The 23,553-nt window shown below is 68.4% G+C and carries 26 protein-coding genes; 14 read left to right on the top strand and 12 right to left on the bottom strand.

Features of this window, described 5'->3' with window-relative positions:
* Positions 1-5: 5 nt before the first annotated feature.
* Genes ACLJOO_RS35230 through ACLJOO_RS35240 form a run of 3 tightly spaced genes read right to left on the bottom strand, consistent with a single transcriptional unit; the run spans position 6 to position 3,525 of the window.
* A complete protein-coding gene (locus ACLJOO_RS35230; RefSeq protein WP_410792004.1) occupies positions 6-1,313 on the bottom strand; it encodes an ABC transporter substrate-binding protein in 1,308 nt (435 codons plus the stop codon).
* 8 nt (positions 1,314-1,321) lie between these two features.
* Entirely contained in the window at positions 1,322-2,464 is a 1,143-nt protein-coding gene (locus ACLJOO_RS35235) for a mandelate racemase/muconate lactonizing enzyme family protein (protein ID WP_410792005.1), read from the bottom strand.
* Between the two features lie 35 nt (positions 2,465-2,499).
* Positions 2,500-3,525 carry a hydroxyacid dehydrogenase gene (locus ACLJOO_RS35240; RefSeq protein WP_410792006.1) on the bottom strand — a complete coding sequence of 342 codons (1,026 nt, stop codon included), beginning with the start codon at positions 3,523-3,525 and terminating at the stop codon, positions 2,500-2,502.
* A 95-nt stretch (positions 3,526-3,620) separates the two neighbouring features.
* Here ACLJOO_RS35240 and ACLJOO_RS35245 point away from each other — a divergent pair, with 95 nt between their 5' ends.
* The 3 genes from ACLJOO_RS35245 to ACLJOO_RS35255 are packed head-to-tail and all read left to right on the top strand — an operon-like array spanning position 3,621 to position 6,348.
* On the top strand, positions 3,621-4,520 hold the full coding sequence (locus ACLJOO_RS35245; protein ID WP_410792007.1) for a LysR family transcriptional regulator: 900 nt from the start codon (positions 3,621-3,623) through the stop codon (positions 4,518-4,520).
* A gap of 34 nt (positions 4,521-4,554) precedes the next feature.
* On the top strand, positions 4,555-5,496 hold the full coding sequence (locus ACLJOO_RS35250; protein ID WP_410792008.1) for an SDR family NAD(P)-dependent oxidoreductase: 942 nt from the start codon (positions 4,555-4,557) through the stop codon (positions 5,494-5,496).
* A 33-nt stretch (positions 5,497-5,529) separates the two neighbouring features.
* Positions 5,530-6,348 (top strand): putative protein N(5)-glutamine methyltransferase, encoded by an 819-nt coding sequence (locus ACLJOO_RS35255; RefSeq protein WP_410792009.1) that lies wholly within the window; start codon positions 5,530-5,532, stop codon positions 6,346-6,348.
* Here the strand turns inward: ACLJOO_RS35255 and ACLJOO_RS35260 are convergent.
* The gene (locus ACLJOO_RS35260) at positions 6,310-6,954 is read right to left on the bottom strand and encodes a TetR/AcrR family transcriptional regulator (RefSeq protein WP_410792010.1); all 645 of its coding nucleotides are present in this window, start codon (positions 6,952-6,954) and stop codon (positions 6,310-6,312) included. The two genes, ACLJOO_RS35255 and ACLJOO_RS35260, sit on opposite strands and share 39 nt — an antisense overlap.
* A gap of 95 nt (positions 6,955-7,049) precedes the next feature.
* Here ACLJOO_RS35260 and ACLJOO_RS35265 point away from each other — a divergent pair, with 95 nt between their 5' ends.
* Entirely contained in the window at positions 7,050-7,607 is a 558-nt protein-coding gene (locus ACLJOO_RS35265; protein ID WP_410792011.1) for a VOC family protein, read from the top strand.
* Here ACLJOO_RS35265 and ACLJOO_RS35270 read toward each other — a convergent pair.
* Complete coding sequence (locus ACLJOO_RS35270; protein WP_410792012.1) at positions 7,604-9,568, bottom strand: GTP-binding protein; 1,965 nt, start codon at positions 9,566-9,568, stop codon at positions 7,604-7,606. The genes ACLJOO_RS35265 and ACLJOO_RS35270 overlap by 4 nt on opposite strands.
* A gap of 178 nt (positions 9,569-9,746) precedes the next feature.
* On the opposite strand from ACLJOO_RS35270, the gene ACLJOO_RS35275 reads away from it, so the two are divergent.
* On the top strand, positions 9,747-10,514 hold the full coding sequence (locus ACLJOO_RS35275) for a phosphotransferase family protein (protein WP_410792013.1): 768 nt from the start codon (positions 9,747-9,749) through the stop codon (positions 10,512-10,514).
* Here ACLJOO_RS35275 and pyrH read toward each other — a convergent pair.
* On the bottom strand, positions 10,507-11,214 hold the full coding sequence (gene pyrH / locus ACLJOO_RS35280) for a UMP kinase (RefSeq protein ID WP_410792014.1): 708 nt from the start codon (positions 11,212-11,214) through the stop codon (positions 10,507-10,509). The genes ACLJOO_RS35275 and pyrH overlap by 8 nt on opposite strands.
* 105 nt (positions 11,215-11,319) lie before the next feature.
* On the opposite strand from pyrH, the gene ACLJOO_RS35285 reads away from it, so the two are divergent.
* The 3 genes from ACLJOO_RS35285 (at position 11,320) to ACLJOO_RS35295 (ending at position 13,606) form a co-directional block, all read left to right on the top strand.
* Complete coding sequence (locus tag ACLJOO_RS35285) at positions 11,320-12,108, top strand: DinB family protein (RefSeq protein WP_410792015.1); 789 nt, start codon at positions 11,320-11,322, stop codon at positions 12,106-12,108.
* A 9-nt stretch (positions 12,109-12,117) separates the two neighbouring features.
* Positions 12,118-12,426: a VOC family protein gene (locus ACLJOO_RS35290; RefSeq protein ID WP_410792016.1), complete on the top strand. Its 309-nt coding sequence runs from the start codon at positions 12,118-12,120 to the stop codon at positions 12,424-12,426.
* A gap of 217 nt (positions 12,427-12,643) precedes the next feature.
* Complete coding sequence (locus ACLJOO_RS35295) at positions 12,644-13,606, top strand: small ribosomal subunit Rsm22 family protein (protein ID WP_410792017.1); 963 nt, start codon at positions 12,644-12,646, stop codon at positions 13,604-13,606.
* Here ACLJOO_RS35295 and ACLJOO_RS35300 read toward each other — a convergent pair.
* On the bottom strand, positions 13,596-13,916 hold the full coding sequence (locus ACLJOO_RS35300; protein ID WP_410792018.1) for a nuclear transport factor 2 family protein: 321 nt from the start codon (positions 13,914-13,916) through the stop codon (positions 13,596-13,598). The two genes, ACLJOO_RS35295 and ACLJOO_RS35300, sit on opposite strands and share 11 nt — an antisense overlap.
* An 80-nt stretch (positions 13,917-13,996) precedes the next feature.
* Between ACLJOO_RS35300 and ACLJOO_RS35305 the strand changes: the two genes are divergently transcribed.
* Positions 13,997-14,797, top strand: coding sequence for a MerR family transcriptional regulator (locus ACLJOO_RS35305; RefSeq protein WP_410792019.1), 801 nt, complete (start codon positions 13,997-13,999; stop codon positions 14,795-14,797).
* A gap of 6 nt (positions 14,798-14,803) precedes the next feature.
* Here ACLJOO_RS35305 and ACLJOO_RS35310 read toward each other — a convergent pair whose 3' ends face one another.
* The 5 genes from ACLJOO_RS35310 to ACLJOO_RS35330 form a co-directional block, all read right to left on the bottom strand.
* Positions 14,804-15,565 (bottom strand): SDR family NAD(P)-dependent oxidoreductase, encoded by a 762-nt coding sequence (locus ACLJOO_RS35310; RefSeq protein ID WP_410792020.1) that lies wholly within the window; start codon positions 15,563-15,565, stop codon positions 14,804-14,806.
* 69 nt (positions 15,566-15,634) lie between these two features.
* Positions 15,635-16,510 (bottom strand): AraC family transcriptional regulator N-terminal domain-containing protein, encoded by an 876-nt coding sequence (locus tag ACLJOO_RS35315; protein WP_410792021.1) that lies wholly within the window; start codon positions 16,508-16,510, stop codon positions 15,635-15,637.
* Positions 16,511-16,519: 9 nt separating this feature from the next.
* Positions 16,520-17,311 (bottom strand): alpha/beta fold hydrolase, encoded by a 792-nt coding sequence (locus ACLJOO_RS35320; protein ID WP_410792022.1) that lies wholly within the window; start codon positions 17,309-17,311, stop codon positions 16,520-16,522.
* Complete coding sequence (locus tag ACLJOO_RS35325; RefSeq protein ID WP_410792023.1) at positions 17,308-17,499, bottom strand: hypothetical protein; 192 nt, start codon at positions 17,497-17,499, stop codon at positions 17,308-17,310. Before ACLJOO_RS35325 ends, ACLJOO_RS35320 begins: the two co-directional genes overlap by 4 nt.
* Before the next feature lie 10 nt (positions 17,500-17,509).
* The gene (locus ACLJOO_RS35330; RefSeq protein ID WP_410792024.1) at positions 17,510-18,445 is read right to left on the bottom strand and encodes a helix-turn-helix domain-containing protein; all 936 of its coding nucleotides are present in this window, start codon (positions 18,443-18,445) and stop codon (positions 17,510-17,512) included.
* Positions 18,446-18,517: 72 nt separating this feature from the next.
* Between ACLJOO_RS35330 and ACLJOO_RS35335 the strand changes: the two genes are divergently transcribed.
* The 5 genes from ACLJOO_RS35335 to ACLJOO_RS35355 all read left to right on the top strand — a co-directional run bounded on the left by ACLJOO_RS35335 (position 18,518) and on the right by ACLJOO_RS35355 (position 23,533).
* Positions 18,518-19,504, top strand: a complete 987-nt coding sequence (locus ACLJOO_RS35335; protein WP_410792025.1) for an NAD(P)H-binding protein — start codon at positions 18,518-18,520, stop codon at positions 19,502-19,504.
* A gap of 76 nt (positions 19,505-19,580) precedes the next feature.
* The gene (locus ACLJOO_RS35340) at positions 19,581-21,191 is read left to right on the top strand and encodes a hypothetical protein (protein ID WP_410792026.1); all 1,611 of its coding nucleotides are present in this window, start codon (positions 19,581-19,583) and stop codon (positions 21,189-21,191) included.
* Positions 21,192-21,238: 47 nt separating this feature from the next.
* Complete coding sequence (locus ACLJOO_RS35345; protein WP_410792027.1) at positions 21,239-22,255, top strand: endonuclease/exonuclease/phosphatase family protein; 1,017 nt, start codon at positions 21,239-21,241, stop codon at positions 22,253-22,255.
* Positions 22,252-22,701 (top strand): DinB family protein, encoded by a 450-nt coding sequence (locus tag ACLJOO_RS35350; protein WP_410792028.1) that lies wholly within the window; start codon positions 22,252-22,254, stop codon positions 22,699-22,701. Before ACLJOO_RS35345 ends, ACLJOO_RS35350 begins: the two co-directional genes overlap by 4 nt.
* 58 nt (positions 22,702-22,759) lie before the next feature.
* Positions 22,760-23,533 (top strand): hypothetical protein, encoded by a 774-nt coding sequence (locus ACLJOO_RS35355; protein ID WP_410792029.1) that lies wholly within the window; start codon positions 22,760-22,762, stop codon positions 23,531-23,533.
* The last annotated feature ends 20 nt before the right edge of the window (positions 23,534-23,553 follow it).

Consider the following 23,553-nt stretch of genomic DNA (forward strand, 5'->3'; position numbering starts at 1 on the left):
TGTGCTCACCCCTTTCTGGCTGTGGCTTGGCGGACGGTGTCGAGATGCTGCCGCATCAGTACGTCGAGACGGGGCGTCAGGCCGTTGATGGCGTCCGGGACGCTGACCTGGCCGAGGAACGTGCGCGGGAGATCCTGACCGAGCAGCTGCTTGACCTGGTTCCAGTTCGTGGTGACGTCGAAGGCGTGTCCGCCGGCGACCTTGCCGGCCAGGATGTCCTGGACGATCCCGAGGTTGTCGGGCGGCGGCTGGAACGCGCTCCCGGCGCTGAGCCGGGCCGGGTTGTTGCGGCCGGCCTTGGCGTAGATGTCGAGCGCGCCGGTACTGGTGAGCGTCTTGAGCAGCTTCCACGCGAGATCGAGCTGGGCGCCCTCGCGTACCCCCGATGGAATGGCGAAGCTGGACCCCGAGACGCGCGGCGTGCTTCCGTTCGCGCCGGCCGGGAACGGGATGATGTCCCAGTCGAACTTGGCCTTCCGGGCGTTCACGACCTGCCACGGCCCGTTCTGCATGAACGCGACGTTGCCCTGCATGAAGTTGGACAGTGAGCTCTCGGTGACCAGGTTCTTGATCGGCGGGGTGACCTTGTCCTTCACGAACAGGTCGATGACGAACTGCAGCGCCTCCATCGCCTCGGGGTCGCCGAGCGCGCTGCGGCTCGCGTCGGCGCTCATCACGTTCCCGCCGGCGCAGTAGATCCACGACACGAGGTCGTCGATGGCCGGCGCGCAGGTGAAGCCGTACTGCTCGCCGGGTTTGGTGAGCTGCTTGGCGAGGTCGCGGAACGTTGCCCAGGACATCGGTTCGGTGCGGGACGGCAGCGGGATGCCCTGTTTCTTGAGCAGGTCCTTGTTGTAGTACAGGACGGTCGGCGCGACGTCGAAGCCGATCGCGTACGTCTTGTTGTTGAAGCCCGAGATCTTCCGGCTGGTGTCGTAGAAGTCGTCGAGCTTGAAGTCGGGATCCGCGGCGATCAGGTCGTCGAGCGGCCGGTGCGCGCCGCGGGCGGCGTACGTCGGGATCAACTGGCCGTTGAGCGCGGTGACCAGGCTCGCCGTACCGCTGACGAGTTGCAGGTCGAGTTTGGTCGGGTAGCCGCTCGACGGGGTCAGCGTGGCGACCGACTTCACGCCGAGCTGCTGCTCGACGTACTTGCCGAAGTCCTCCCAGACCTTCTTCTCGGCGGCGCTGCTGGACCACATCGCCCAGGTGGCGGTGCCGGCCGGCGGCCCCGACGAACAGCCGGCCGCGAGCGCGATGCCGGCCAGACCGCCGAGCTGGAGCACGCTGCGGCGGGTCAGGTTGGTGCTCATGGTTCTCCTCACCGGTAGAGCAGGTCGATCGACTCGGCGCGGATGCGCTCCTCGTCGACCTCGACGCCCAGTCCAGGGGCGGTGGGGACCGTTGCGACGGCCTTGGTGATGCTCAGCCCGTCCACGTACAGATCGGTCAGCAGCTCCGGTCCGTTGAGCTCGGCGGGCAGGGCGAGCTCGAGCTGACTGAACACGTGCAGTGCGGCGGCGAACGCGATGCCGCAGTCGGTCAGGCCGCTGGCGAGGAGTTCTACGCCGCCCGCCAGCGCTGTCTGGGCGGTCTTGAGGGCGTTGCGCAGTCCGCCTGACTTGCAGACCTTGACGACGACGAGATCCGCGGCGTTCAGGCGGATCGCGCGGGCGAGGTCCTGCGCGGAGAAGCTTCCTTCGTCGATCGCGACCGGCAGGTCGATGAGCTCGCGCACACGCTGCATGGCGAGCGTGTCGGTGCTCGGGACGGGTTGCTCGACGCAGTGGATCGTGCGGATGTGCGCCGTCCGGTCGCGGAGTTGCTTGAGCGCCGCCGGGCGGTACGACTGGTTGGCGTCCAGCCACAGCGGTTTGCCGTCGGCAACTTCCGCGACGGTCTCGATCGCGGCGGTGTCCGCGTCCAGGTCGCCGCCGATCTTGACCTTGTACGCCGCATAGTCGGACGACTGGAGCGCGTGTTCGCGGACCGTTTCCTGGTCGCCGACGCCGATCGCGGAGCAGAGCGGGATCTCGTCGTAGATCTTGCCGCCGAGCAGCGCGTGCACGGGGACTCCGGCGAGTTTGCCGGCCGCGTCGTGCATCGCGACGTCGACGGCGGCGCGGGCGAACGGGAAACCGTTCGAGACGGCGGGGCTGAGGCGTTTGGCGGCGCGCTGGTGGAACAGCTCGACGTCGAACGGCGTGAGTTCGAGCAGGATCGGGGCGAGGTGGCGGCGGATGACGACCGCCATCGTCTCGGCGGTCTCGTAGCTCCAGCTGGGGAGCGCTCTCTGCTCTCCCCAGCCGACCACGCCGTCCTCGGTCGTGAGCTTCACGAAGATCACCGCGCCGGCCTGGTCCGGGGCGGCGTCGGGGGAGCCGACCGCGCCGCTTCCGAGCACGAACCGCCGCGCGAACGGCACCGCAACCGCAAAGACCTCAACCTGGGTAATGCGGGACAAGGAAATCAGTCCTCTCGCTGCTTGGCGTGGGCGGGTCAGGCGGCGATCGACCAGAGGGCGGGGTCGACGAAGCTGGGGCCGCGGGTGCCGTCTTCGAGCCACTGGAGGGCGTCCTTCAGCACGTAGCCCGCGAGCGCGAGGTGACCCTCGGCGGTGTCGCCGGCGATGTGCGGGGTGAGCAACAGGTTCTCGGCTCGGAGAGTGCTCTCGGCGAGTTTCGGCGGCTCCGGGTCGTAGACGTCGAGCGCCGCGTAGATCCGCCCGGAAACGGCGTGTTCCAGCAGTGCTTGCTGATCGATCGCCGGCCCGCGTGAGGAGTTGACCACGACCGCGCCGTCCGGGAGCCGCTCGATCAGCTCGCGCGTGATCATGCCCTTCGTCTCCGGCACATTTGGCACGTGGATCGTCAAGAAAGCGCTCTCGGACGTTTCCGGCAGCTCGGCCAGCCGAACCCCGAGCTCGGCGGCGCGCTCGGCACTCAGGTACGGGTCGTACACCACCACGTCGCAGCCGAACGGCTTGAGCAGTGTGATCAACGCACGCGCCGTACTGCTCGCGCCGATGATCCCCACCTTCGCGCCGGCCAGCTCATGCCCGCGGTACTCGGTCTGCTTCCACCCGCCGCCGCGAACCGCACCATCGAACCGGGGCTGCCTCCGGGCCAGCGTCAGCATCGACGCGAGGCAGTACTCGCCGACCGACCACGCGATCCGCGGACCTGCCGAGAACACCCCGACGCCTTGGTCGAGGATCACCGGATCGATCAGGTTCTTCACCGTCCCCGCGGCATGCGCGACGACCTTCGGACCGTTGCCGTCGGCCCACAGTTCCTTGTCGAGGTGCGGCGTACCCCAGCTGGTCAGCAGCACGTCGGCGCCTTCGGCGAGCCCCGGTACGGCGGCCGGGTCGAGCGCCGGCGGCCTCGCGGGCGAGCCGGGGCCGGTGGTGTGGTCGGCGGTTGCCCAGACGACGTCGAAGCGATCTTCGAGCAGGCGGCGGGTCTCCGGGTCGATCACGTCGGCGGCGCGTTCGGGGGAGAAGAGGGCAGCGAGTTTCGGCACCGTGTCGGCTCCTTCGGTGGGTGGTGCTCCGACGGTAGGCGCTTTCCGTTATGCCGGTCCAAGCCTATTTACGTATGGACCGATACCGTGCTTGCATGGCCGCCATGGACCTGTCGCTCCAGCAACTCCGTGGATTCGTCGCCGTCGCCGAGGAACTGCACTACGGCCGCGCCGCTCAGCGCCTGAACATGACCCAGCCGCCGTTGACCCGGCAGATCCAGGGCCTCGAGCGCACGCTCAACGTCCGCCTCTTCGATCGCACCGGCCGCGGCGTCCGGCTGACCGCAGCCGGGGGAGTCTTCCTCGAACACGCCCGCCGAGTGCTAGCACTGCTAGAAGTCGCGCCTGAGGCGACCCGGCGCGCGGCGGACGGGACCACCGGAACGCTCCGCCTCGCGTTCACCGCGATCGGCGCGTACGCCGTACTCGCGGACTTCCTGACCATGGTCGGGAAACGAACGCCGGGGGTCACGGCCGAGCTGACCGAGCTGGTGAGCCCGGCACAGTTCGACGCACTGGCGAATCTCGAGATCGACATCGGCCTCGTGCGGCCGCCGATCCCGGCGCAGTTCGAGTCGCTGCTGGTCCACTCGGAGGACCTGGTCCTCGCCGTGCCCGCCTCGCATCCACTGGCACAGGGCGACCGGGCGGTGTCGTTGGTGGACGTGACGGACGACTACATCGGGTACAGCCCGGAGGGATCGCAGTACCTGCACGACATCTGTGCGGCCATGATCGGCATGGATCGCTACGCCGTCAGCCAGTTGGCCTCGCAGGTGCCCACCATGCTCGCGCTGGTCCGCGCCGGCTTGGGCTGTGCGTTGATCCCGCGTTCGATCATGGCGATGGGCGTCGAAGGCGTCCGTTACCGCGAACTGGACGCGGCCGACGCGCACTCGGTCACCCTCCACGCCTGCTGGAGCCCCGACAACCCCAACCCGGCGCTGCAACGCCTGGCCGAATCTCTGCGGCTGGACCCGCACCTCGCGACTTGACCTAGAGCGAACTCTAATTCGTACGCTCGATGACATGAGTGCACAACACAAGATCGGCTCGGGTTTCGGGCACGACAGCACCGCGGACGACGTACTCGCCGGGATCGACCTGACCGGCAAGCTGGCGATCGTCACCGGTGGATATTCCGGTCTCGGTCTAGAGACCACCAAGGCGCTGGCGAAGGCCGGCGCGCATGTCGTCGTACCGGCGCGGCGGCCGGATGCGGCGCGGGAAGTTCTCGGCGAGGCCGAGGTGGATGAACTGGACCTCGGTGATCTGAAGAGTGTCGAGGCGTTCGCCGAGCGGTTCCTCGCCTCGGGGCGGTCCGTGGACATCGTGATCGACAACGCGGGGATCATGGCGGCGCCGGAGACGCGGGTCGGGCCGGGGTGGGAGGCGCAGTTCGCGACCAACCACCTGGGTCACTTCGCGCTGGTCAACCGGTTGTGGCCGGCGATCGCGGCTGACGGTGGCGCGCGGGTCGTGTCCGTGTCGTCGACCGGGCACCGGCGGTCGGACATCCGTTGGGACGACCTCGAGTTCCGGCTGGGGTACGACAAGTGGGAGGCGTACGGGCAGGCGAAGACCGCGAACGTGCTGTTCGCCGTCCAGCTCGATGCTCTCGGCAAGGAATCCGGCGTACGGGCGTTCGCGCTGCATCCTGGCGGGATCCTGACCCCGCTGCAGCGGCACCTGGAGAAGCAGGAGATGGTCGACTTCGGCTGGATCGACGAGGACGGCAACGAACTGAACCCGGCGTTCAAGAGCCCGGCGCAGGGTGCGGCGACCCAGGTGTGGGCGGCGACGTCCCCGCAGCTCGACGGGCTCGGCGGCGTTTTCCTCGAGGACTGCGAGGTCGCCGAGGTGTCGAGCGACGACGCGCCGGGAGTACGCCCGTACGCGATCGATCCCACCGAGGCGGAGCGGCTGTGGACGGTGTCGGCGCAGCTCACCGGGGTGAACGCGTTCGGGTAAGCTGACGCAGTTCTCAAAGGGGTTCGTTGGTCTGTGTCTGTTTCTTCTCCTGCCGAGCTCGGCCTCATCGTCGAGCGGTTGCGCGCGTCCGGATGTGTGTTCGCCGAGGACGAGGCTGCGCTGATCGTCGAGACCGCGCGCGACGCGGCCGAGCTCGCCGCGATGGTCGACCAGCGGGTTGCCGGGTCGCCGTTGGAGTACGTCGTCGGCTGGGCCTCGTTCCGCGGGTTGCGGATCGCTGTCGATCCCGGGGTGTTCATCCCGCGTCGGCGTACCGAGTTCCTGGTCGCCGAAGCGCTGCGGGTCACCCTTGCGGGTTCGGTCGTGTTGGACCTCGGCTGCGGCTCCGGTGCCTTGGGCGCCGCGGTCGCGGCCGAGCGCGAGGTGTCGTTGTACGCCGCTGACATCGAGCTGGCCGCGGTGCGATGTGCTCGCCGAAATCTGGAGCCGTTTGGCGGGACGGTCTATCAGGGCGATCTGTTCGCGGCGTTGCCGGAGCGGTTGCGTGGTGAGGTCGACGTACTGCTGGCGAACGTTCCGTACGTGCCAACCGACGAGATCCGACTACTCCCGCCGGAGGCCCGGCTGTATGAGCCGCACGTCACGCTGGACGGGGGACCGGACGGCCTCGCGACCTTGCGTCGCGTGGTCGCCGGCGCCGCGGAGTGGCTCAAGCCGGGCGGTCATCTGTTCGTCGAGATGAGTGATCAGCAGGCGCCGGTCGCGTGGGCGGTGATGGTCGACCACGGGCTGGATGCCGAGATCACCACGGACGACGACCTCGGCGCCAACGTCGTCCACGGCCGCTGCGGCTCAGGTTGTCGGGTAGTTGTCGAGGGCGGGACCGAGTAGGTCGAAGGCGCGATTGGCGTCTCCGGCAACGATGCCGGCGATCTCTGCGTTGGGAACGCCTGCCAACGTGAGTTCTTGGATGCGCTGGAACAGGATGCGGTGCACGGTACCGAGCAACCCGGCGGTCGTGCGTACGGCGATGTCCTCCGGCGCTGCGCCGACTTCCGCCGCGAGGGCAGCGGCCAGGGCCTGCTCGCGTTGATCGTGGAGACTGCGCAGGCAGACGGTCAGCGTAGGACTGTCGGCGATCATCCGGGTGAACTCCGGCCCGGCGAACCCCGCCACTGGGTCCTGCGCGGCGACCGCAGTGTCGAACGCGCGCCGCAGCGCCGCGTAGGCCGATTCGCCGTCCGGACGCGAGGTCACCGCGTCGGCCAGCGAGGCGACGAACGCGGCCTGGTGGTCGAGGGCCAGATCCTCCTTGCGGGCGAAGTAGTTGGTCACGGTCTTCTTCGCGACCCGGGCCGCGTCCGCGATCTCGGCGATGGTCGTCTCCTCGAAACCCCGCGCGATGAAGAGCCGGGTCGCCTGGTCGGAGATCAGTTGCCGGGTCTCCTGCTTCTTGATCTCGCGCAGCCCGAGCGGAGCGGTCGTCGTGGTGTCCATGAAGAAATCATACCCCCGACGTAAAAGTATGTTGACAGCACACTCAGACTCTGGTTAAAGTTACTCCCGTCGTAAAAATACTCCGAAGGGAAGTAGTGGATGCGCACTCCGAAACACGGTGCGGCCGGCTCGGCGTTCGATCGCCGGGGCAACCAACGGCAGACGGCGCAGACCCGCGTCGTGCGCTACCAGCAGCCGATGACCCGCCGCCTCAACGCGCGGCGCGGCAACCGCTGATCGCAGTTCGTCCGTACACCGAGTTCTCCGGAAGGAATCCCCTGAAGATCAACGCATCCACCCTGTCGCTCACCGTCGACGACGTCGCCGCCTCGCACGCCTTCTTCACCAAGCACCTCGGGTACTCCGAGGAGGTCGCGGCGGAAGGTTTCGCGAAGCTCACCCGTGACGACGACGCCGTCGATGTCGTCCTGCTGCAGCGCGGCATCGAGATCCTGCCGCCCGAGCAGCGTGACCAGCGCGCCGCGGGCCTGATCCTGGCGTTCACGATCAGCGGCATCGAGGCCGAGGAGCAGCGCCTGCGCTCCGAGGGCGTCACGATCTCGATGCCGCTGCGCGAGGAGCCCTGGGGCGAGAAGCTGTTCCAGGTCACCGACCCCAACGGCGTCGTCGTGCAACTGGTCGAATGGGCTTAGACCCGACGCTGTACGTGGAGTAGATACTCCCGGCGGTTCAAGGGGTCGTGGTCGGTGCGCGGCCGTTCCGGGATCAGGCCGGTCACCGGTTGGTAGCGCTCGAACGCCGACTCCAGGACCCCCTCGCCGCGGGTGAGGGCGGGGAGCTGCTGCTCGAGTTCGTACACGGCGGCCGCGGGAATTTCTCCTTCCAGGGTTGAGGTTTCCGCGGCCAGCGCCGGGACCTGCGGGATCGCCCGGAGCCGGGCGAGGGCCGCGAGGACGGCGCGGGTCGTGTCGGTCGGGATCTCCAGACGGAAGCGGTGCATCGGCTCATGCACCGTCGTACCCGCTTCCTGGAGTGCGGTCATCAGGACCAGCGGGGTGAGGAACCGGAAATCGCCTGCCGTACTGGACATGCTCTTGTCGAACACGGCGTGCGCGTGACTCTGGCGGGCGGAGTACCCCGAGTGCGTCATCACGACGCGGGCGTCCGGGATCTGCCAGCCGTGGATGCCCTGGTGCAGAGTTTCGCGGACGGTTTCCTCGACGGCCTTGATGAACGCGAACGGCATCGAGCCGAGTTCCACCTCGAGTTCGAAGCTGACGCCGGCGTTGACCGGGGCCGCTTGGACGCGGAGCCCGACGGTGGCGAGGAACGGGTTCGCGTCCTTCTTGTTGAACTCGACCGCCTGCCCGGTCCCGGCGATCCGCTCGATGCAGATCGTGGTGGTCTCGCGGAAGTCGACCTCGATCCCGAAGTCGGTGGCCAGCGTCGACTCGATGACCTCCTTCTGGACCTCGCCGTACAGCGAGACGTAGGTTTCCTGGCGCAGGTCGTCCTGGCGGAGGTTGATCAGCGGGTCCTGCTCCGCCAACTGCGTGAGCGCGACCCGGAGGTTGCCCTTGTCGGAGCGCTTCCGCGGGGTGATGACCGTCTCGAGCGTGGGCGGTGAGAACGCCGATCCCGAAACAATGTGCTGCTCTGTGGCGGAAACGTTCCGGAAATCGGTCAGGGTGTCGCCGATGCGGATTTCCGCGAGGCCCCAGAAGCGGCCGATCTGGCCGGCCCGGATCGTGGCCGCGGGGCCTTCGCCGACGACCTCGAGCGCGGTGATCTTCCCGTCCGCGTCGCCGTACCGCACACGCTCGCGCACCTGGGTCGTCCCCGAGAACATCCGTACGTAGGCGATCTTCTCGCCGGCCGGTCCGCGTTCGACCTTGAACACTGTGCCGTCGAGCGGTACGCCGGTGGTGCGGGCGCGGGGGAGCAGTTCCCGGATGCCGTCGGCGAGCGCTTCGGTGCCCGCGCCGGTGATCGCGGATCCGAAGTACACGGGGTGGACGATCGCCTGGTGCGTCTGGGCGATGAGCGCCTGGTGCAACGACAGTGGTTCGTTGTCGACGTACCGCTGCAGGAGCGCGTCGTCGTGCCGGGTGAGGACCTCCACGAGGGCGTCCTCCTGCACGATCGGCTTGAACGTCGCCTCGGGTGTGCCGAGGTACGCCGCTTCGCCCATCGGGACGATCTCCTGGGTGAGTTTCGCGGCGATCTCGCGCAGTACGCCGTCGTACCGCGCGCCGGCGCGGTCGAGTTTATTGACGAAGATCAGGGTGGGGATGCGCAGGCGGTGCAGGGTGCGCATGAGTACGCGCGTCTGCGCCTGGACGCCTTCCACCGCCGAGATGACCAGGACCGCGCCGTCGAGCACGCTCAGCGCGCGCTCCACCTCGGCGATGAAGTCCGGGTGCCCCGGGGTGTCGATCAGGTTGATGCCGACGTCGCCGATCGTGAACGCGGCGACCGCGGACTTGATCGTGATCCCGCGCTGCCGTTCGAGCGCGAGCGAGTCGGTCTGGGTGTTCCCGTCGTCGACGCTGCCGACCTCGTCGATGACTCCGGCGGCGTACAGCAGCCGCTCGGTCAGGCTGGTCTTTCCGGCGTCAACATGCGCCAGGATCCCAAGATTCAGTACTTCCACGCCGCTTCATGTCCTTAGAACAGGTGCCATCGGTCTCCGCAACAGCCATGAAGCGAGGTCGCATGACGGACTCCTTAACCAGACACCTGTTCTTCAGTACGCCCCGAGTACACCAACCCTGCCCACCCGCGAACAAACCATTTAGCCCCCACCTACACCCACCCGTAGGCTGACTCAGATGCTCGACGACCCCATCGCCCTCGCGATACCGCACGTTGGTCCCGTCGTCCGCGCGACCCCGGTCAACGGATTCGTCGGCAACCAGACGTTCCGCCTCGAAACGCGTGATGCCGTCTACTACCTGAAGGCCGGCGCGACGGTCGCGGAAGAGGCTGATGCGTGTCGGCTCGCGCGGTCGGTTGGCGTACCTGCGCCTGAGGTGGTGGCGTCGTCTGCGGAGTACCTGATCATGCGGGAGCTTCCTGGGCGGCCGCTTATGGCGGGCTCACCGGACCTCGGCGCGGTGCTGCGGGTGGTTGGGGAGAGCGTTCGGCGCGTGCACACGATCGTCGACCCGTCGGCGGTGTGGGGGAATCGGTTGTGGGGTGTGCTCGACGGGCTGGACGTGTTGCCGGTCGAGCTTGCGGCGCGGGTTCGGGAGGTGATGCCGGGCTTTGTGGACAGCGTGGCGGGGGTGGTGCCGGCGTTGCTGCACGGGGATTTGCATCTGCGGCACGTGTACGCCGCGGGTGCCGAGCTGGCCGGGATCCTCGACTGGGGCGACGCGGCGTACGGCGATCCGCTGTTCGACCTTGCGCGGTTGTCCATGGCCGGGCCGGAGGTGACGGCCGCGTTTCTGGCGGGGTATGGCGCCGTCGACGCACCGGCCCGGACGCTTTCGATGTACCGCGCGCTCTGGTCGCTGATCGCGTTACAGGCTGAGCATGCCGCGGGTGGCGACTGGATTCAGCCGCATCTCGACACGATCGCGCGCGAGGTCAGTTGATCAGGGTGCCCAACGGAGTGCCGTTGAGGATGGCGGAGGCGGCGCCGGGGCGGTCGATGTCGAAGACGTGCAGGGGGAGGTGGTGGTCGCGGGCGAGGATGAAGGCGGTCTGGTCCATCACGCCGAGGCCGCGGTCGATGACCTCGGCGTACGTCAGGTGGTCGAACCGCCGCGCGTCGGGGTGCTTGTTCGGGTCGGCGTCGTACACGCCGTCGGTGCCGTTCTTCGCGACCAGCAACGCGTCCGCGTCCAACTCCACGGCGCGCTGCACCGACGGGTAGTCCGTGGTGGTGAACGGCTGCCCGTTGCCGCAGGCAAGCAGTACGATCGAGCCCTTCTCCAGGTGCCGGAGCGCGCGCAGCCGGATGTACGGTTCGGCGAGGTTGTCGATCGGGATCGCGGTCATCAGCCGTACGCCGTGCGCACCGAGCGCCGCGAGCCGCCCGCGCAGCAGAACCGCGTTGATGACCGTGCCGAGCATGCCGATGTTGTCTGCCTCGACCCGGTCGATGCCCCAGTCGTCCGCCCGGTTGCCCCGGAACACGTTCCCGCCGCCGACGACGACCGCGACCTGGACGCCGGTGGCGCGCAGCGCGATCACCTCGGTCGCGAGATGCGTGAGCCGGTCACTGGCGAAACCGAACTCGTTCGGGCCGGCGATCGCCTGGCCGGACAGCTTGAGGACGAGCCTGCGGTACATGCCGCTCCGTTCTGAAGGCGGGAGGCACGTCCGAGCGCGGCGTACCGACAGCAGATCTATCACGGACCTGTTCCTCCGCGCGGCACGGTCTGGAAAGCTGGCGGCGTGACCGAGTTCAAGGCGCAGAATCTGACCGGGGCGCGCTTCGAGGAGTCGACGCTCCGGAACGCGGTGTTCCAGGACGTCGATCTCAGCGGCGCCTACTTCGACGACGTGGACCTGAGCGGTACGACGATCCGCAACGCGCGACTGGTCGACGTGTCGCTCGACGGCGACATCCGCAACCTGACGGTCTGGGGCATCGACGTCGTCCCGCTGGTCGACGCGGAACTGAACCGCCGGTACCCGGGCCGCGAGCTGATGCGCCCGACGGACGCCGACGGCTACCGCGAAGCGTGGGACCTGCTCGAACAACTGTGGTCCGAGACCGTGACGAAGGCCCGCCGGTTGCCGCCGGAGCTGCTGCACGAGTCGGTGGATGGCGAGTGGTCGTTCATCGAGACGCTCCGGCACCTCGTGTTCGCAACGGACGCCTGGGTACGGCGTGCTGTCCTCAGCGAGCCCGAGCCGTGGCACCCGCTGGACCTGCCCCACGACGAGATGCACGACATCCCATCCGTGCCGCGCGATCGCGCTGCCCGTCCGTCCCTCGACGAGGTGCTCGAACTGCGGACTGATCGGATGACGGCGGTACGGACGTTCCTAGCGGACCTCACCGACGATCAGCTGACCGAGCAGACGACGCCCGTGCCGGGGCCTGGCTACCCGGCGTCCGAGAGCTACGTGGTCGGCAGATGCCTCGGCACGATCCTCGGCGAGGAGTTCGAGCACCGCCGGTACGCCGAGCGCGATCTCGCGACCCTGCACGAGAGAACTGTCGGTGCGGGGTCCTAACCTCGGCCATTGACTGGATTGCAGGATTGGCGGAAGCTTGCGCAGAAGCTGCATGCGAGGTTCTTGATCGACGCTTATGCAGACGGCGTGCGCTTCGTCGCGGGAGTCGGCGAGGTGTGCCAGGACGCCGTACCTGACGTGCGGCTCGGCGCGTCCTTCGTGGATGTCGCCACTCGGGACGCGGACCTGGCGGGACGGATCGAGGCGGCGCTCGCGGCCGGGGGCAAGGTCGTGTACGACGAGGAGGCGCCGGCGTTCATCGTGCTCGCGGATCCCCAGGGCAACAAGGTCTGTCTGTGTACGTCGGAAGGCCGCTAAACCGGGAGCGCGGTACGGCGTGCTCTGCTACGGTCGTGCTGACTCGAGGAGGTGTGTGATGGCTTGCAAGGTTATTCGATCCCGCGCCATTCCCTCCTCGACTGCTGTCTGCTGACAGCTCTTCCCGGACCGATTGGTGCGTCGCGGCGTCTGGCCGCGGGTCACGTGCGCCCGCGAACTGGTGCGCACTCCGTGCCGATCGAACCGGAGATCCCTCATGTCCTCCGTGGACATTCAGCTGCATGCTGCCCTCGCGCGCGCCGTCGCCGGCGTGCCGCATGAAGAACTGCGCGGCCGCGTAGCCGCGCTCTCACACCGCTACCGCACCGAACAGGTCGCCGACACGAGCCCGGCGATCCGCGACGCGCTCGACGCCCTCGCGTACGCCGTCGTACGGATGCCGGCCACCTTCCGCGCGCTCCACGCGGCGCTCTCGATGGCCGAGCGTCACGTCGACTGGCCTTTCACCACGCACCTGGACTTCGGCGGCGGGACAGGGGCGGCGGCGTGGGCCGCCGCCTCTCTTTGGCCGGCGATCAGCACCGAGATCGTCGAACGTCAGTCCGCCGCCATCCGCCTCGGAAAGCAACTTGCCGCCGGCAACGTCCCGTCCAGCTGGCGCTGGACATCCGCCGACCTCCGCGACTGGAGCAGATCCGGGGGACCGGTGGACCTCGTCACCATCGGCTACGTGCTGAACGAGCTAGCCGACGTGAGCCGTCGCGACCTGATCTGGGCCGCCGCCCGACAGGCGACGACGATCGTCCTCGTCGAACCGGGTACCCCGAGCGGTCATCGCCGTACCCTCGCCGCCCGCGATCTCCTGATCGAGCAGGGATTCACGATCGCGGCGCCCTGCCCGCACCAGGGACCATGCCCGGTCGACTGGTGCCACTTCGCCGCACGCCTGCCGCGCACCGAACTCCATCGCGTCCTCAAGGACGGCACCCGCAACTACGAGGACGAGAAGTTCACGTACGTCGTCGCCACCCGGTGCCCGGTTCGCCCGGCGGCGGCGCGAGTGCTGACCCGGCCGATCCGTCGCAAGGGTCAGGTCGTCCTCGACCTCTGCACCGCGACCGGCACGGCGGAGCGGGTCGTCGTACCAAGATCCTCTCCGTCGTACCGGACCGCTCGCAGCGCATCGTGGGGTGATGAATCGCCGACCATCAGGCGATGACAAGCCGCGCGATCGATCCGTCGACCAGGGTGAAAGTGAAGTCCAGGTCGGCGGTGCCGCCCGGGAAGTTGCCTTCGAGGTGATGGGTCGCGACGTAGGTCTGTTCGTCGACCTGCCGGGCGCTGGTGAGTTCGGTCGTGTAGCTGTACTCACGGGCCGAGCTCGCCAGCCAGGCGCGGATCTCCTCCTGGCCGCGATAGGTCTTGCCGTCATCGGTGACCTCGGCGTCCTCGGCATACCAGCGCATCGCCGCCGGGACGTTCCGGGTGACGTGGCTGATCAGGTACTTCGTAATCGTGTCAGGCAGCATGCCGACGACGCTGCGGCCTCTCGGTGGGGGAGACGCAAGGAGTTGACTCTCTCCCCGGGGGAGGGTGCAGGCTGAACGGCGTGCGGAGCGGACTGACAATCGGCGAGTTCGCGCGGGCGACACATCTGAGTGTGCGCACGCTGCGGCGGTACCACGAGAACGGGTTGCTCGAGCCGGCGGCCGTCGACCCGTCCAGCGGCTACAGGTACTACGCGGTCGAGCAGATCCCGTCCGCGCAGGTCATCCACCGGTTGCGTCAGCTCGACGTACCGCTGGCAGAGGTCGGCAAAATCATCGCGACCGACGACCCGGACCGGCGCGCGGAGCTCGTCGCGGTGCACCTCGAACGGCTGCAGGACACGCTCGAACGGACCCGAGCGGCCGTGACCTCGCTGCAACGGCTGCTCAGGCCCGCTGCAGGGGACCTCGAGGTCGAGCTCCGCTCGCAGCCTGCCACGCTGGTTGCCGGCATCACCGACGTCCTGAGCCTGGACGAGGTTCTCCCGTGGTACGACGGTGCGATGGCCGAGCTGAACGCTGCCGTCGCCGTGCCGGCCGGTCCGCCCGGCGGGCACTACGACAACGAACTGTTCGCCGAGGGCCGCGGGAGGGTCCTCGTCTACTACCCCGTGGCCGAGGCGCCGTCACACGGCCGGGTGCGCCCGGTCGAACTGGCCGCCGTCGAACTCGCAGCGACGGTCCACCACGGACCCCACGACGACATCGACGTCACCTATGGCAGGCTCGCGACCTGGGTGCACGAGCACGCCTTGGCCGTTGCGGGTCCGGTGCAGGAGACGTACTCGATCGGCCCGCGAGACGACCCGGACCCGAGAACCTGGCGCACCGGCATCGCCTGGCCGGTCTTCCGCGTGAGCTGAGCGGTCTCAGAGCTCGTAGCCGCCGGAGGCTTCCAGGGTCTGGGCGGTGATCCACCCGGCGTCGGGGGAGCCGAGGAACGCGATGACCTTGCCGAGGTCGTCGGACTCGCCGATCCGGCCGAGCGCGGTGCGTTCGGCGATCGGCGGGATCAGCTCGGGGTGCTGGGCGAAGGCGTCGTCGCCCAGGCGGGTCCGGGTCACGCCGGGAGCGACGGCGTTGACCCGGATCCCGCGGGCGCTGAGCTCCTTCGCGAGATAGCGGGTGAGCACGATCTGCGCGCCCTTCACGCTCGCGTAGACGGAGTACCCGGGCGAAGGACGCGCCGACGCGAGTGCCGACGTACTGCTCGTGTAGACGATCGAGCCGTGGTCGGCGATCAGCGGGAGGAGGGTCTGGGTGAGGAAGTACGGGCCTTTCAAGTGGACGTTGACCATCTGGTCGAACAGGTCCGCGGTCGTGTCCTCGAACATCACCGGAGGTTGCCCGACACCGGCGTTGCTGACGAGGAAGTCGAACGACGTGCGGTCCCATTGCCGCAGTACGTCGGTCAGTGCGGTGCGGAAGTCGGCGAACGTGTCGGGGCGGCCGACATCCAGCGGCAGCGCGACCGCCGTACCGCCGTCCTTCTCGATCCGCTCGACCGTCTCCAGGCCGCGTTCGCGACTGCCGCGATAGGTGACGACGACGGCAGTGCCGCGTTTCGCGAGCTCGAACGCCGCGGCCTGGCCGATGCCGGAACTCCCGCCGGTGATCACAGCTACATGCATGATCGTGCACAACTCCTACTGGTCAGGAACAGGTACCTCACCAGTAGACGTTTAAATGCAGAGGGAGTGTTAGACCAATGCTCGCGACGACTTGCCTGATCCTGCTCGATCGCGGCTCGGCGGCGTGCCGAACTCGCGCCGGTACTCGCGGCTGAACTGGGACGGGCTGTCGTAGCCGACGGCGTACCCGGCACTCGTCACGTCCTCGCCGAGCCCGACCACGCGCAGCCGCGCCTCCTGCAGGCGGATCTTCTTCTGGTACTGGATCGGGGTCAGCTCGGTCACGGTGCGGAAGTGCCGGTGGAACGCCGACGTACTCATGCCGGCCATCGTCGCGAGATCCTCGACGCGGAACGGTTCGGTGTAGTGGTCGCGGATCCAGCGGATGACGCGCGCGACGTGCGACAGGCTGCTGTCGGCGAGGCCGATGTCGCGGACGGCGGCGCCTTGTGGACTGCGGAGCAGGCGCCAGAGGATCTCGCGTTGGACGAGCGGCGCGAGTACGGGCGCGTCCTCGGGTTGGTCGACCAGGCGGAGCATACGGATGACTGCGTCGATCAGGTCCGTCGACGCGCGGTCCACGCTCAGGCCGCGGACGGGTCCTCCCGGTTTCTCGGCCGCGTCGAGCAGAAGCTCCGCGATGACCTCGGGCTTCAATTCAAGACCGACGCCGAGGCAGGGTACGGCGGGCGACGCCTCGACGAAATGGCCCGTGACGGGCAGGTCGACCGACACGACGAGGTAGTCGCCGGCGCCGTACTCGAAGACCTGCTCTCCGAGGGCCAGCCGCTTCCGCCCTTGCGCCACTAGCGCGAACGTTGGCGAGGCGAGGCTGGACGTCGGCGGGGTCGGCGCGGTCACCACCGACAGCAGCAGTCCGTCGACAGCGCCTTCGCGCCCGATCGCTTTCACGATCAGGTCGCGCAACTCCGCCAATGCATCCATCGCGACGGGTCAGGCGTCGAGGAAGGTGGTGACGGTGTCGAGGACCAGGGGAGTGCGGGCGAGGCCGGTGAAGTGCGTCGTACCGGGGAAGATCGCCAGCTGCGAGGCCGGGACACCGACGAAGTCACCGTTGACGTCGCCGCCGCGGAGCTGGTGGAAGCGGACGACGTGCTCGAGCTTCACCGCGTCGGAGTCGCCGAACGTCAGCAGGGTGGGCGCCTCGATACCGCGGATGTCGTCGTCGCTCCATCCGGTCATGCCGCGGTCGTAGCTGCCGAGCTTGTCGAGCAGTGTCTGGAGGTGCTCGTGATCGGGGTGCGGGGACTTCGCCAGGTAGTCCGCCTCCATCGGCGTACCGGCGATCATCTCGACCTTCATCGCGCCGACCGCATCCGCGTTCTCGTCACGATCGCCGGACGGGTTGAACGAGACCGACGAGATGACGGCTTTCCGGACGAGCTCCGGGTATTCGATCGCGAGGTACAGCGCGACCGCGCCGCCGACGCTGAACCCGAACAGGTCAGCCCTCGGTACGTCGAGGCGCGCGAGCAGCGCCACCACGTCCGAGGCCAGCTCCGCCGTACCGAGTGGGCGGTCGATGTCGTTCGTGTACCCGTGACCCTGGAAGTCGGCGGCGATGACCTTCCGCCCGGCCGACAACCCTTCGAGCAGTTCACCGAACTGCAGGTCGATGTTGAACAGGCCGCCGTGCAGCAGCACCAACGGCGTACCGCCTTCGCCGTGCACCTCGTAGTACATGCGCAGCCCGTTGACGTCGGCGTACCCAGTCTGCTTTCTCACGGCTCTCCCACCAGTAGACAAAACGGATGTCCCGCCGGATCCGCCAGGACGAACAACGGCTCGTCCACCGACGGTACGGCGTAGTCGAGGTGCATCTGCATAGGCACGTCGGGGGACGGCCACGTGGACGGCGTCAGCTCATCGACCTGGTTGATCGCCAACTGCATGCGACGCGGGTAGGTGCCCATGGCGGTAACCCTAGTCAGTGCGGAACGAGCGTCGGTAGGTGTTTGGGGGTACGCCGACTACACGGTGGAAGTGGCGGCGGAGGGTGGTGGCTGTTCCGAGGCCGGTGGCGGCGGCAACCTCTTCTATTCCGTCGTCGGTGGACTCGAGGAGTTGCTGCGCTCGGCGGACGCGCTGGGTCAGGAGCCATTGGAGTGGCGTCTGGCCCGTGACCGAACGGAACTGCCGGCCGAGGTGCCGTGGGCTGGTGTTGGCGCGCTTCGCCAGGTCGGTGACGGTCAACGGCTGGTCCAGACGCTCCTGCGCCCAGGCCAGCAACTGCGCGAGCGAGTGATCGCCGTTGACCTGCACCGGAGTCGCCACGAACTGCGCCTGCCCACCAGCCCGATGCGGCGGTACGACGAGACGCCGGGCGACCGTGTTCGCGATCGTCGCGCCGTGGTCGAGATGGATCAGATGCAGGCACAGGTCGACCGCCGCAGCCTTGCCCGCCGCCGTCAGCACGTTGCCGTTGTCCGTGTACAGCACGTCCGGATCCACAACGGCCTTCGGATACCGCGCGCTCAGCACGTCGGTGTGCGCCCAGTGCGTGGTGGCCCGCCGTCCGTCCAGCAACCCGGCCGCACCGAGCACGAACGCGCCGGTGCACAACGACGCGATGCGCGCCCCGGCCTCGTACGCCGCCCGCACTGCCTCGGCCAGTTCGCCCGGCACCGGCTCGTCCACGTCCGCGAGGGCCGGCACGAGCACGGTGTCCGCCCGCGTGATGGCGTCGAGCGGATCGGTCGGCTCGACCATGAACGGTCCGACCTGTGCGGCGCGCGGTCCACACAGGCGTACGTCGTACCACTCGTCGACCCCGAGCGGCGGATTGCCGAAGATCTCGTACGCGATCCCGAGCTCGAAGTGGAGCAGGTGTCCGGCGGTGGCGAGCGCGACGGTGTGCATGTCCGAAAGTGTACGGATGGTGTCGTTCCGGACTCTCACGCCGGTCCGTGGAAACCGGCGAGACTCGTCTCCATGAACGCAATCGTGGTGTACGGCGCCACCGGTCACACCGGCCGCTTCGTCGTCGAGGAGCTCCTCCGGCAGAACCTTCCCGTCGCTGTCTCCGGACGCAACGCTTCCGCTCTCGCTGCGCAGTGGGGCGACCTCGACGTACGCCCGGCCGCTGTCGACGACCCGCACGCACTCGATGTGGCCCTGAAGAACGCCGTAGCCGTGATCAACGCCGCCGGACCGTTCGCCACGACCGCCGACCCGATCATCGACGCGGCCGCCCGCGCGGGCATCCCGTACGTCGATGTCGCGGCGGAGCTCGAGGCGAACGTGTCGACGTTCGCGCGAGAGAGCGCTCTGCCTGTGATCCCGGCGATGGCGTTCTACGGGGGACTAGGCGACCTGCTGACGACCGCGGCGCTGGGGCAGCTGACCAGCGCCGACGAGGTGCACGTGGCTTACGGGCTGAGCAGTTGGCATCCGACGCCGGGCACGCGCGCGGCAGGTCAGGTTTCGCATGACCGGCGGGACGGGCGCCGCGTGCGGTTCAGCGGAGGCAGGCTGCAGTACCACCAGGACCCGCCGGTGCAGGAGGACTGGGTGTTCCCGGATCCGCTCGGCCGGCGCCGCGTGATCGCCGAGTTCACGATGGCCGACGTGGTCACGATCCCGACGCACATCGCCGTACCTGAGGTCCGCACGTACATGACGCTCGAGGCCGCCGGTGATCTCGCGGACTCGGAAACGCCGGCGCCGTCCGCGGTCGACGAGCTGGGGCGGTCGGACCAGACGTTCGTGGTGGACGTCCGGGTGCGGACCGGCGGAGAGGAGCGGCGGGCGACGGCGACCGGGCAGGACATCTACGCGATCTCGGCGCCGCTCGTGGTCGGCGCGGTACGCCGGATCCTCGGCGGTGAGACGCGGTCGTCCGGGGTGGCGTCGGCGGGGGCGATGTTCGACGCGGTCGAGTTCCTCAAGGATTTACCGCTGACGCTCGACCTGCCGTAAATCGCTTTCCTGCGGGAGAATGTTACGCCTGCTGTGTTCTTCGATACCGCCCTTGAAGAGCTGGAGGCCGCCCGCCATGCCCAACATTCCCCACAGCAATCTCCATCGCCGTGACTTCCTCCGGCTGACGGCCGCCGGTGCCGTCGCGGGAACGGCGGGGAGCGCTCTCTCCGCGTTCCCTGCGTACGCCGGAGGCACCGACAGCATCGACTACACGGCGCGTAAGACCTTCGACGACTGGGATCGGCTGTTTCAGGAGGGTGGGCCGGGGCAGCCGGATCAGCCGAATGACAACACGAACCGGGACGGCCGGTCCGGCATGCTCGCCTGGAGCCAGTCGTACGTGCTGCTCGGTCTGGTCCGCATGTACGAGAAGTACCGCGACACCTACTACCTGGACCGCCTCATCGACAACGTCGACCAGGTCCTCGCGGTCCGCGACAGCCAGCGCGGTGTCACGGACTACCGGGGTCTCTCGCTCCCCGCCTGGCGAGCCGACCACCCCTACACGACCGGCTACACGACCCTTGCCGACAGCAACGGTCAGCCGCTGCTCGACCTCCGCGAGGCGCTCTCGTACGCCGAGGACACCACGGTCACCGTCACCGCCGGGACCCGCCCGGACACGTTCACCGTCCAGCTCGTCAACACGTTCGTGAACCGCACGGTCACGCTCTCCGACCTCTCTCTGGACCCGGCGAGCCCCGACTACGCCGTGAGTCGCATCTACGCAGCAGCCCCCGGACCGCTCCAGCTCACCGCCGCCGATCGACGGCAGACGCCGCGTGCAGGCGACGTACCGCAGCTCGGCACCTACGAGATGCACTGCAAGCCGGTGATCTTCGCCGTACACACCGGGATGATCACGTACCCGATCGCGAGCTTCGTCCGGCTCGTGGCCGGCTCCCCGGTACTCCGCCGGCGCTTCCACCGGAAGGCGGCCGAGTACCTCACCGCCTGCCGCGAAGCGGTCGCCGTGCACGACTGGGAGTACGAGAGCGACCAGAACGGCGGTCACCTGATCTGGCCGAAGGGGCAGCCACTCGCGTACGACGGGTGTGAGCAGCCGATCAACCAGTCGGTCGGCCTCGGGCAGACGCTGGTCGAGCTCGCGCTGGCAACCGGAGAGAGCGGTTACCGGCGGAAGGTCGCCGCGATGGGTCGGATGCTCGCCGATCAGCTGACGGTGGACGCCGGGGACGCCTACCTGTGGCATTACTGGCCGGCGGGCGGCCGCATCTACGAAGGGTTCACGAAGACGGGAAACCCGGAGAGCGATCTCTCGCTTTTCACGCCGTCGGGTGGACCGGCACGGCAGTTCGAGGACATCAGCCACGGCGCGATCGACGTCGAGTTCGCGGTCCGGGCGTTCCGCGCCCGGCTCGCGTTCACCGGCCGGGACATGGAGCGGATCGCCCGCACGTTCACCCAGAACGTCGTGACAACCGACGCCGACGGGCTCCCCGCCGTACACACAACTGTCGGCGGCACCGCGATCGGCGCGGCCTCGGTCGCACACCAGGCCCCGCGCTGGATGCAGGTGAGCCCGTGGGACCCGCAGGTCCACGCACACTGTCTCGCGCTCTACAACCGCTACCAGCCGACACCAGAGCGCGACGGACAGCAAGCGATCGGGTTCGGCTGGCTGCTCGCGAACGTCGCATACCTCAACTGGGGAGCCCGGTGACTACCCGTACCTGATACACGCTAGGTGTCGTGACCTAGTCTGGTGGGGTGGAGGGGGATCCGCTGCTGCGGCGGTCCGTGGGGATCGTGATCGCCGCATTGTTGCCATGGGCATGGTTCGTGCTGCGCGACCGGTTTGGCGTCGTCACTGACGTCATCGCGATCGTGCTGCCACTGGCTGTGCTCGCCACCGCTGTCCTCGCCCTCGTTGTCGCGGGCGCAGCGGGTGCCGGGGGCGCCTGGCGTGTCCCGCGTGACCAGCGGGTCTCGGTGCGCCGCCGGAGGCGCAGGGTGGCGGTCGTGTTCGCGCTGTCGGCGCTGATGGTCGGGATCGTCGCTACGTTCGGGCCGTGGATCCCGCACGGCACCGGCACCGTGGACAAGAGTCGCGCCGTGCGGATCGCCGCCGCCAACATCGGCAGCGGTGAGCTCGACGGCGCGGACAACCTGCTCGCGCTCAAGGCCGACGTACTCGTCGTCTCCGAGATCGGCCAGCCGCTGACACAACGGTTGTCGGAGTCGTACCCGGAGCACGTCGCCGTGTGGACGGGCCCGTCGATCGGCGTGTTCAGCCGCTGGCCGATGACGGTCCTCGAGCGGACCGGCCCGGATCTCCCCGGGTTCGTCCTTCGGGTGCACGCGCCGTCGGGCGAGTTCGATCTGATCGCGGCGCACGTGCCGCGTCCGTGGTGGCGGACCAGCGGTTCGACGTACAACTCGTCGACGGACGACGGGACGCCGTACGAGACGACCGTCGCCGGGCATCATCGGCTGATCGAACAGATCGCCGCCCGTATCCAACGCGACGATCACCCTGTCGTAGTGGCCGGCGATCTGAACACCACGGACCGCGGCCGCGACTACCGGGTCCTCACCGAACACCTCAACGACGCGATGCTCGACAGCTGGGGCCGCCCGTCGCAGATCGGCAAGTGGTCGGAGCTGCTGGTGCGGATCGACCACCTGTTCGTGAAGCCCGGCTGGTGCTCCGACGACAACGACTGGTACCCGATCCCCGCGTCGGATCATCATGGTCTGATCTCGACGATCGGACCCTGCGTATGACGACCGAACTCGACCAACTGGTAGCCACCCTCGACGGCCTGCGCGCCGGCGTACTGAAGAAGCTGGCCGGCCTCAACGAGACCGACGCACGCCGCAGCACAGTCGACTCCGGCACGAACGTCGCCGGGCTGATCCAGCACCTGACGTTCGTCGAGTCCCTGTGGTTCGAGGAAATCGTCGCAGGCGGTACGGCGACCCGCGGCAAACGCACGATGCAGGTCGAACCCGGCCTCTCGCTCAGGACGCTCCGTGCCGAGTACAAGGCTGCCTGCGCCGCGTCCAACGAGATCATCGCGAAGCTCGCCGACCCCGAGGCCCCGGTGACCCGCAACGGCAAGACACACAATCTCCGCTGGGCGATCCTCGCCGTGATCGGCGAGACCTCCCGGCACGCCGGCCACGCCGACATCATCCGCGAGCAGGTCGACGGCACCACCGGCCGTTGACCCGCTCCGTGTGGCATCTTGTCGTCGCCGATCCTCCGGAACGACAGAATGGACGCCGATGACGCAGTCGCCGACCGAACGAGCCTCGCACCGCAATCCCTCGGACGACGCCTGGTGGCGCAAGGCCCTCGACGCCACCGGAGCCACCATGCAGCTTCGCGCCTACGAGGACACCGGGCGGGACGCGAGCTGGTCCGATGCCGTGATGAACGCGAGCGCAGCGGTGAGCATGCCAGGACCCAACGGTCAACGCTGGACCGGCCTCCCGAAGGGTCCGCTGGGCAACCTCGCCGACGGGTTCGCGCAGCGACTCTCCGAGGAGTACATGTTCGAGAAGGGGCGCATGGGATTCCTGATCGACAACACGGACTTCCTGCCCAACGTCCGCGCCCAGATGGCCCGCGGGGACGTCGACAAGACCCTCGAGTCCGCGGCCAAGAACATCGTCACCTCGGCTGATCCGGGCGAGCACGGGGAGCGCTGGCACCACCCGGACCCCGACGCGGTCAGCGACGTGCGCAACGCGATGAGCCAGCAACTGCTCGACGGGCGGTACGGGAGCCCTCCGGCGGCCGGAAACGAAGCCGTCGCCGATCAGAACTTCGGCTTCCAGCTCGGCTACGCGACGGCCGACGCCGGAGTCAAGGCGATGAACGAGTTCCTCGCGGAACGCAAGGGCTCCGAGCTCGCTCGGAGCGTTCAGCACACGCTCGGGGCGCAGCCTTCGCCACGAGTTGCTGCCGAAGGCAAGCGAACCGACGGCGCGGCTGCCCGGCAGGCGACCGCCGGTGTGACGGCGGCGAAGGAAAGCGGCACCGGGCCTCGCGGCTGACTTCTTCGGGTTGGCATGGC

The organism is Kribbella sp. C-35, assembly GCF_046549195.1.
Classification (GTDB): Bacteria; Actinomycetota; Actinomycetes; order Propionibacteriales; family Kribbellaceae; genus Kribbella.

Bases quoted from the DNA above. Each gene is read 5' to 3' on its own strand.
- ACLJOO_RS35230 (WP_410792004.1), bottom strand. From the start codon at position 1,313: ATGAGCACCAACCTGACCCGCCGCAGCGTGCTCCAGCTCGGCGGTCTG.
- ACLJOO_RS35245 (WP_410792007.1), top strand. From the start codon at position 3,621: ATGGCCGCCATGGACCTGTCGCTCCAGCAACTCCGTGGATTCGTCGCC.
- ACLJOO_RS35250 (WP_410792008.1), top strand. From the start codon at position 4,555: ATGAGTGCACAACACAAGATCGGCTCGGGTTTCGGGCACGACAGCACC.
- ACLJOO_RS35260 (WP_410792010.1), bottom strand. From the start codon at position 6,954: ATGGACACCACGACGACCGCTCCGCTCGGGCTGCGCGAGATCAAGAAG.
- ACLJOO_RS35275 (WP_410792013.1), top strand. From the start codon at position 9,747: ATGCTCGACGACCCCATCGCCCTCGCGATACCGCACGTTGGTCCCGTC.
- pyrH (WP_410792014.1), bottom strand. From the start codon at position 11,214: ATGTACCGCAGGCTCGTCCTCAAGCTGTCCGGCCAGGCGATCGCCGGC.
- ACLJOO_RS35295 (WP_410792017.1), top strand. From the start codon at position 12,644: ATGTCCTCCGTGGACATTCAGCTGCATGCTGCCCTCGCGCGCGCCGTC.
- ACLJOO_RS35300 (WP_410792018.1), bottom strand. From the start codon at position 13,916: ATGCTGCCTGACACGATTACGAAGTACCTGATCAGCCACGTCACCCGG.
- ACLJOO_RS35310 (WP_410792020.1), bottom strand. From the start codon at position 15,565: ATGCATGTAGCTGTGATCACCGGCGGGAGTTCCGGCATCGGCCAGGCC.
- ACLJOO_RS35315 (WP_410792021.1), bottom strand. From the start codon at position 16,510: ATGGATGCATTGGCGGAGTTGCGCGACCTGATCGTGAAAGCGATCGGG.
- ACLJOO_RS35325 (WP_410792023.1), bottom strand. From the start codon at position 17,499: ATGGGCACCTACCCGCGTCGCATGCAGTTGGCGATCAACCAGGTCGAT.
- ACLJOO_RS35330 (WP_410792024.1), bottom strand. From the start codon at position 18,445: ATGCACACCGTCGCGCTCGCCACCGCCGGACACCTGCTCCACTTCGAG.
- ACLJOO_RS35335 (WP_410792025.1), top strand. From the start codon at position 18,518: ATGAACGCAATCGTGGTGTACGGCGCCACCGGTCACACCGGCCGCTTC.
- ACLJOO_RS35340 (WP_410792026.1), top strand. From the start codon at position 19,581: ATGCCCAACATTCCCCACAGCAATCTCCATCGCCGTGACTTCCTCCGG.
- ACLJOO_RS35350 (WP_410792028.1), top strand. From the start codon at position 22,252: ATGACGACCGAACTCGACCAACTGGTAGCCACCCTCGACGGCCTGCGC.
- ACLJOO_RS35355 (WP_410792029.1), top strand. From the start codon at position 22,760: ATGACGCAGTCGCCGACCGAACGAGCCTCGCACCGCAATCCCTCGGAC.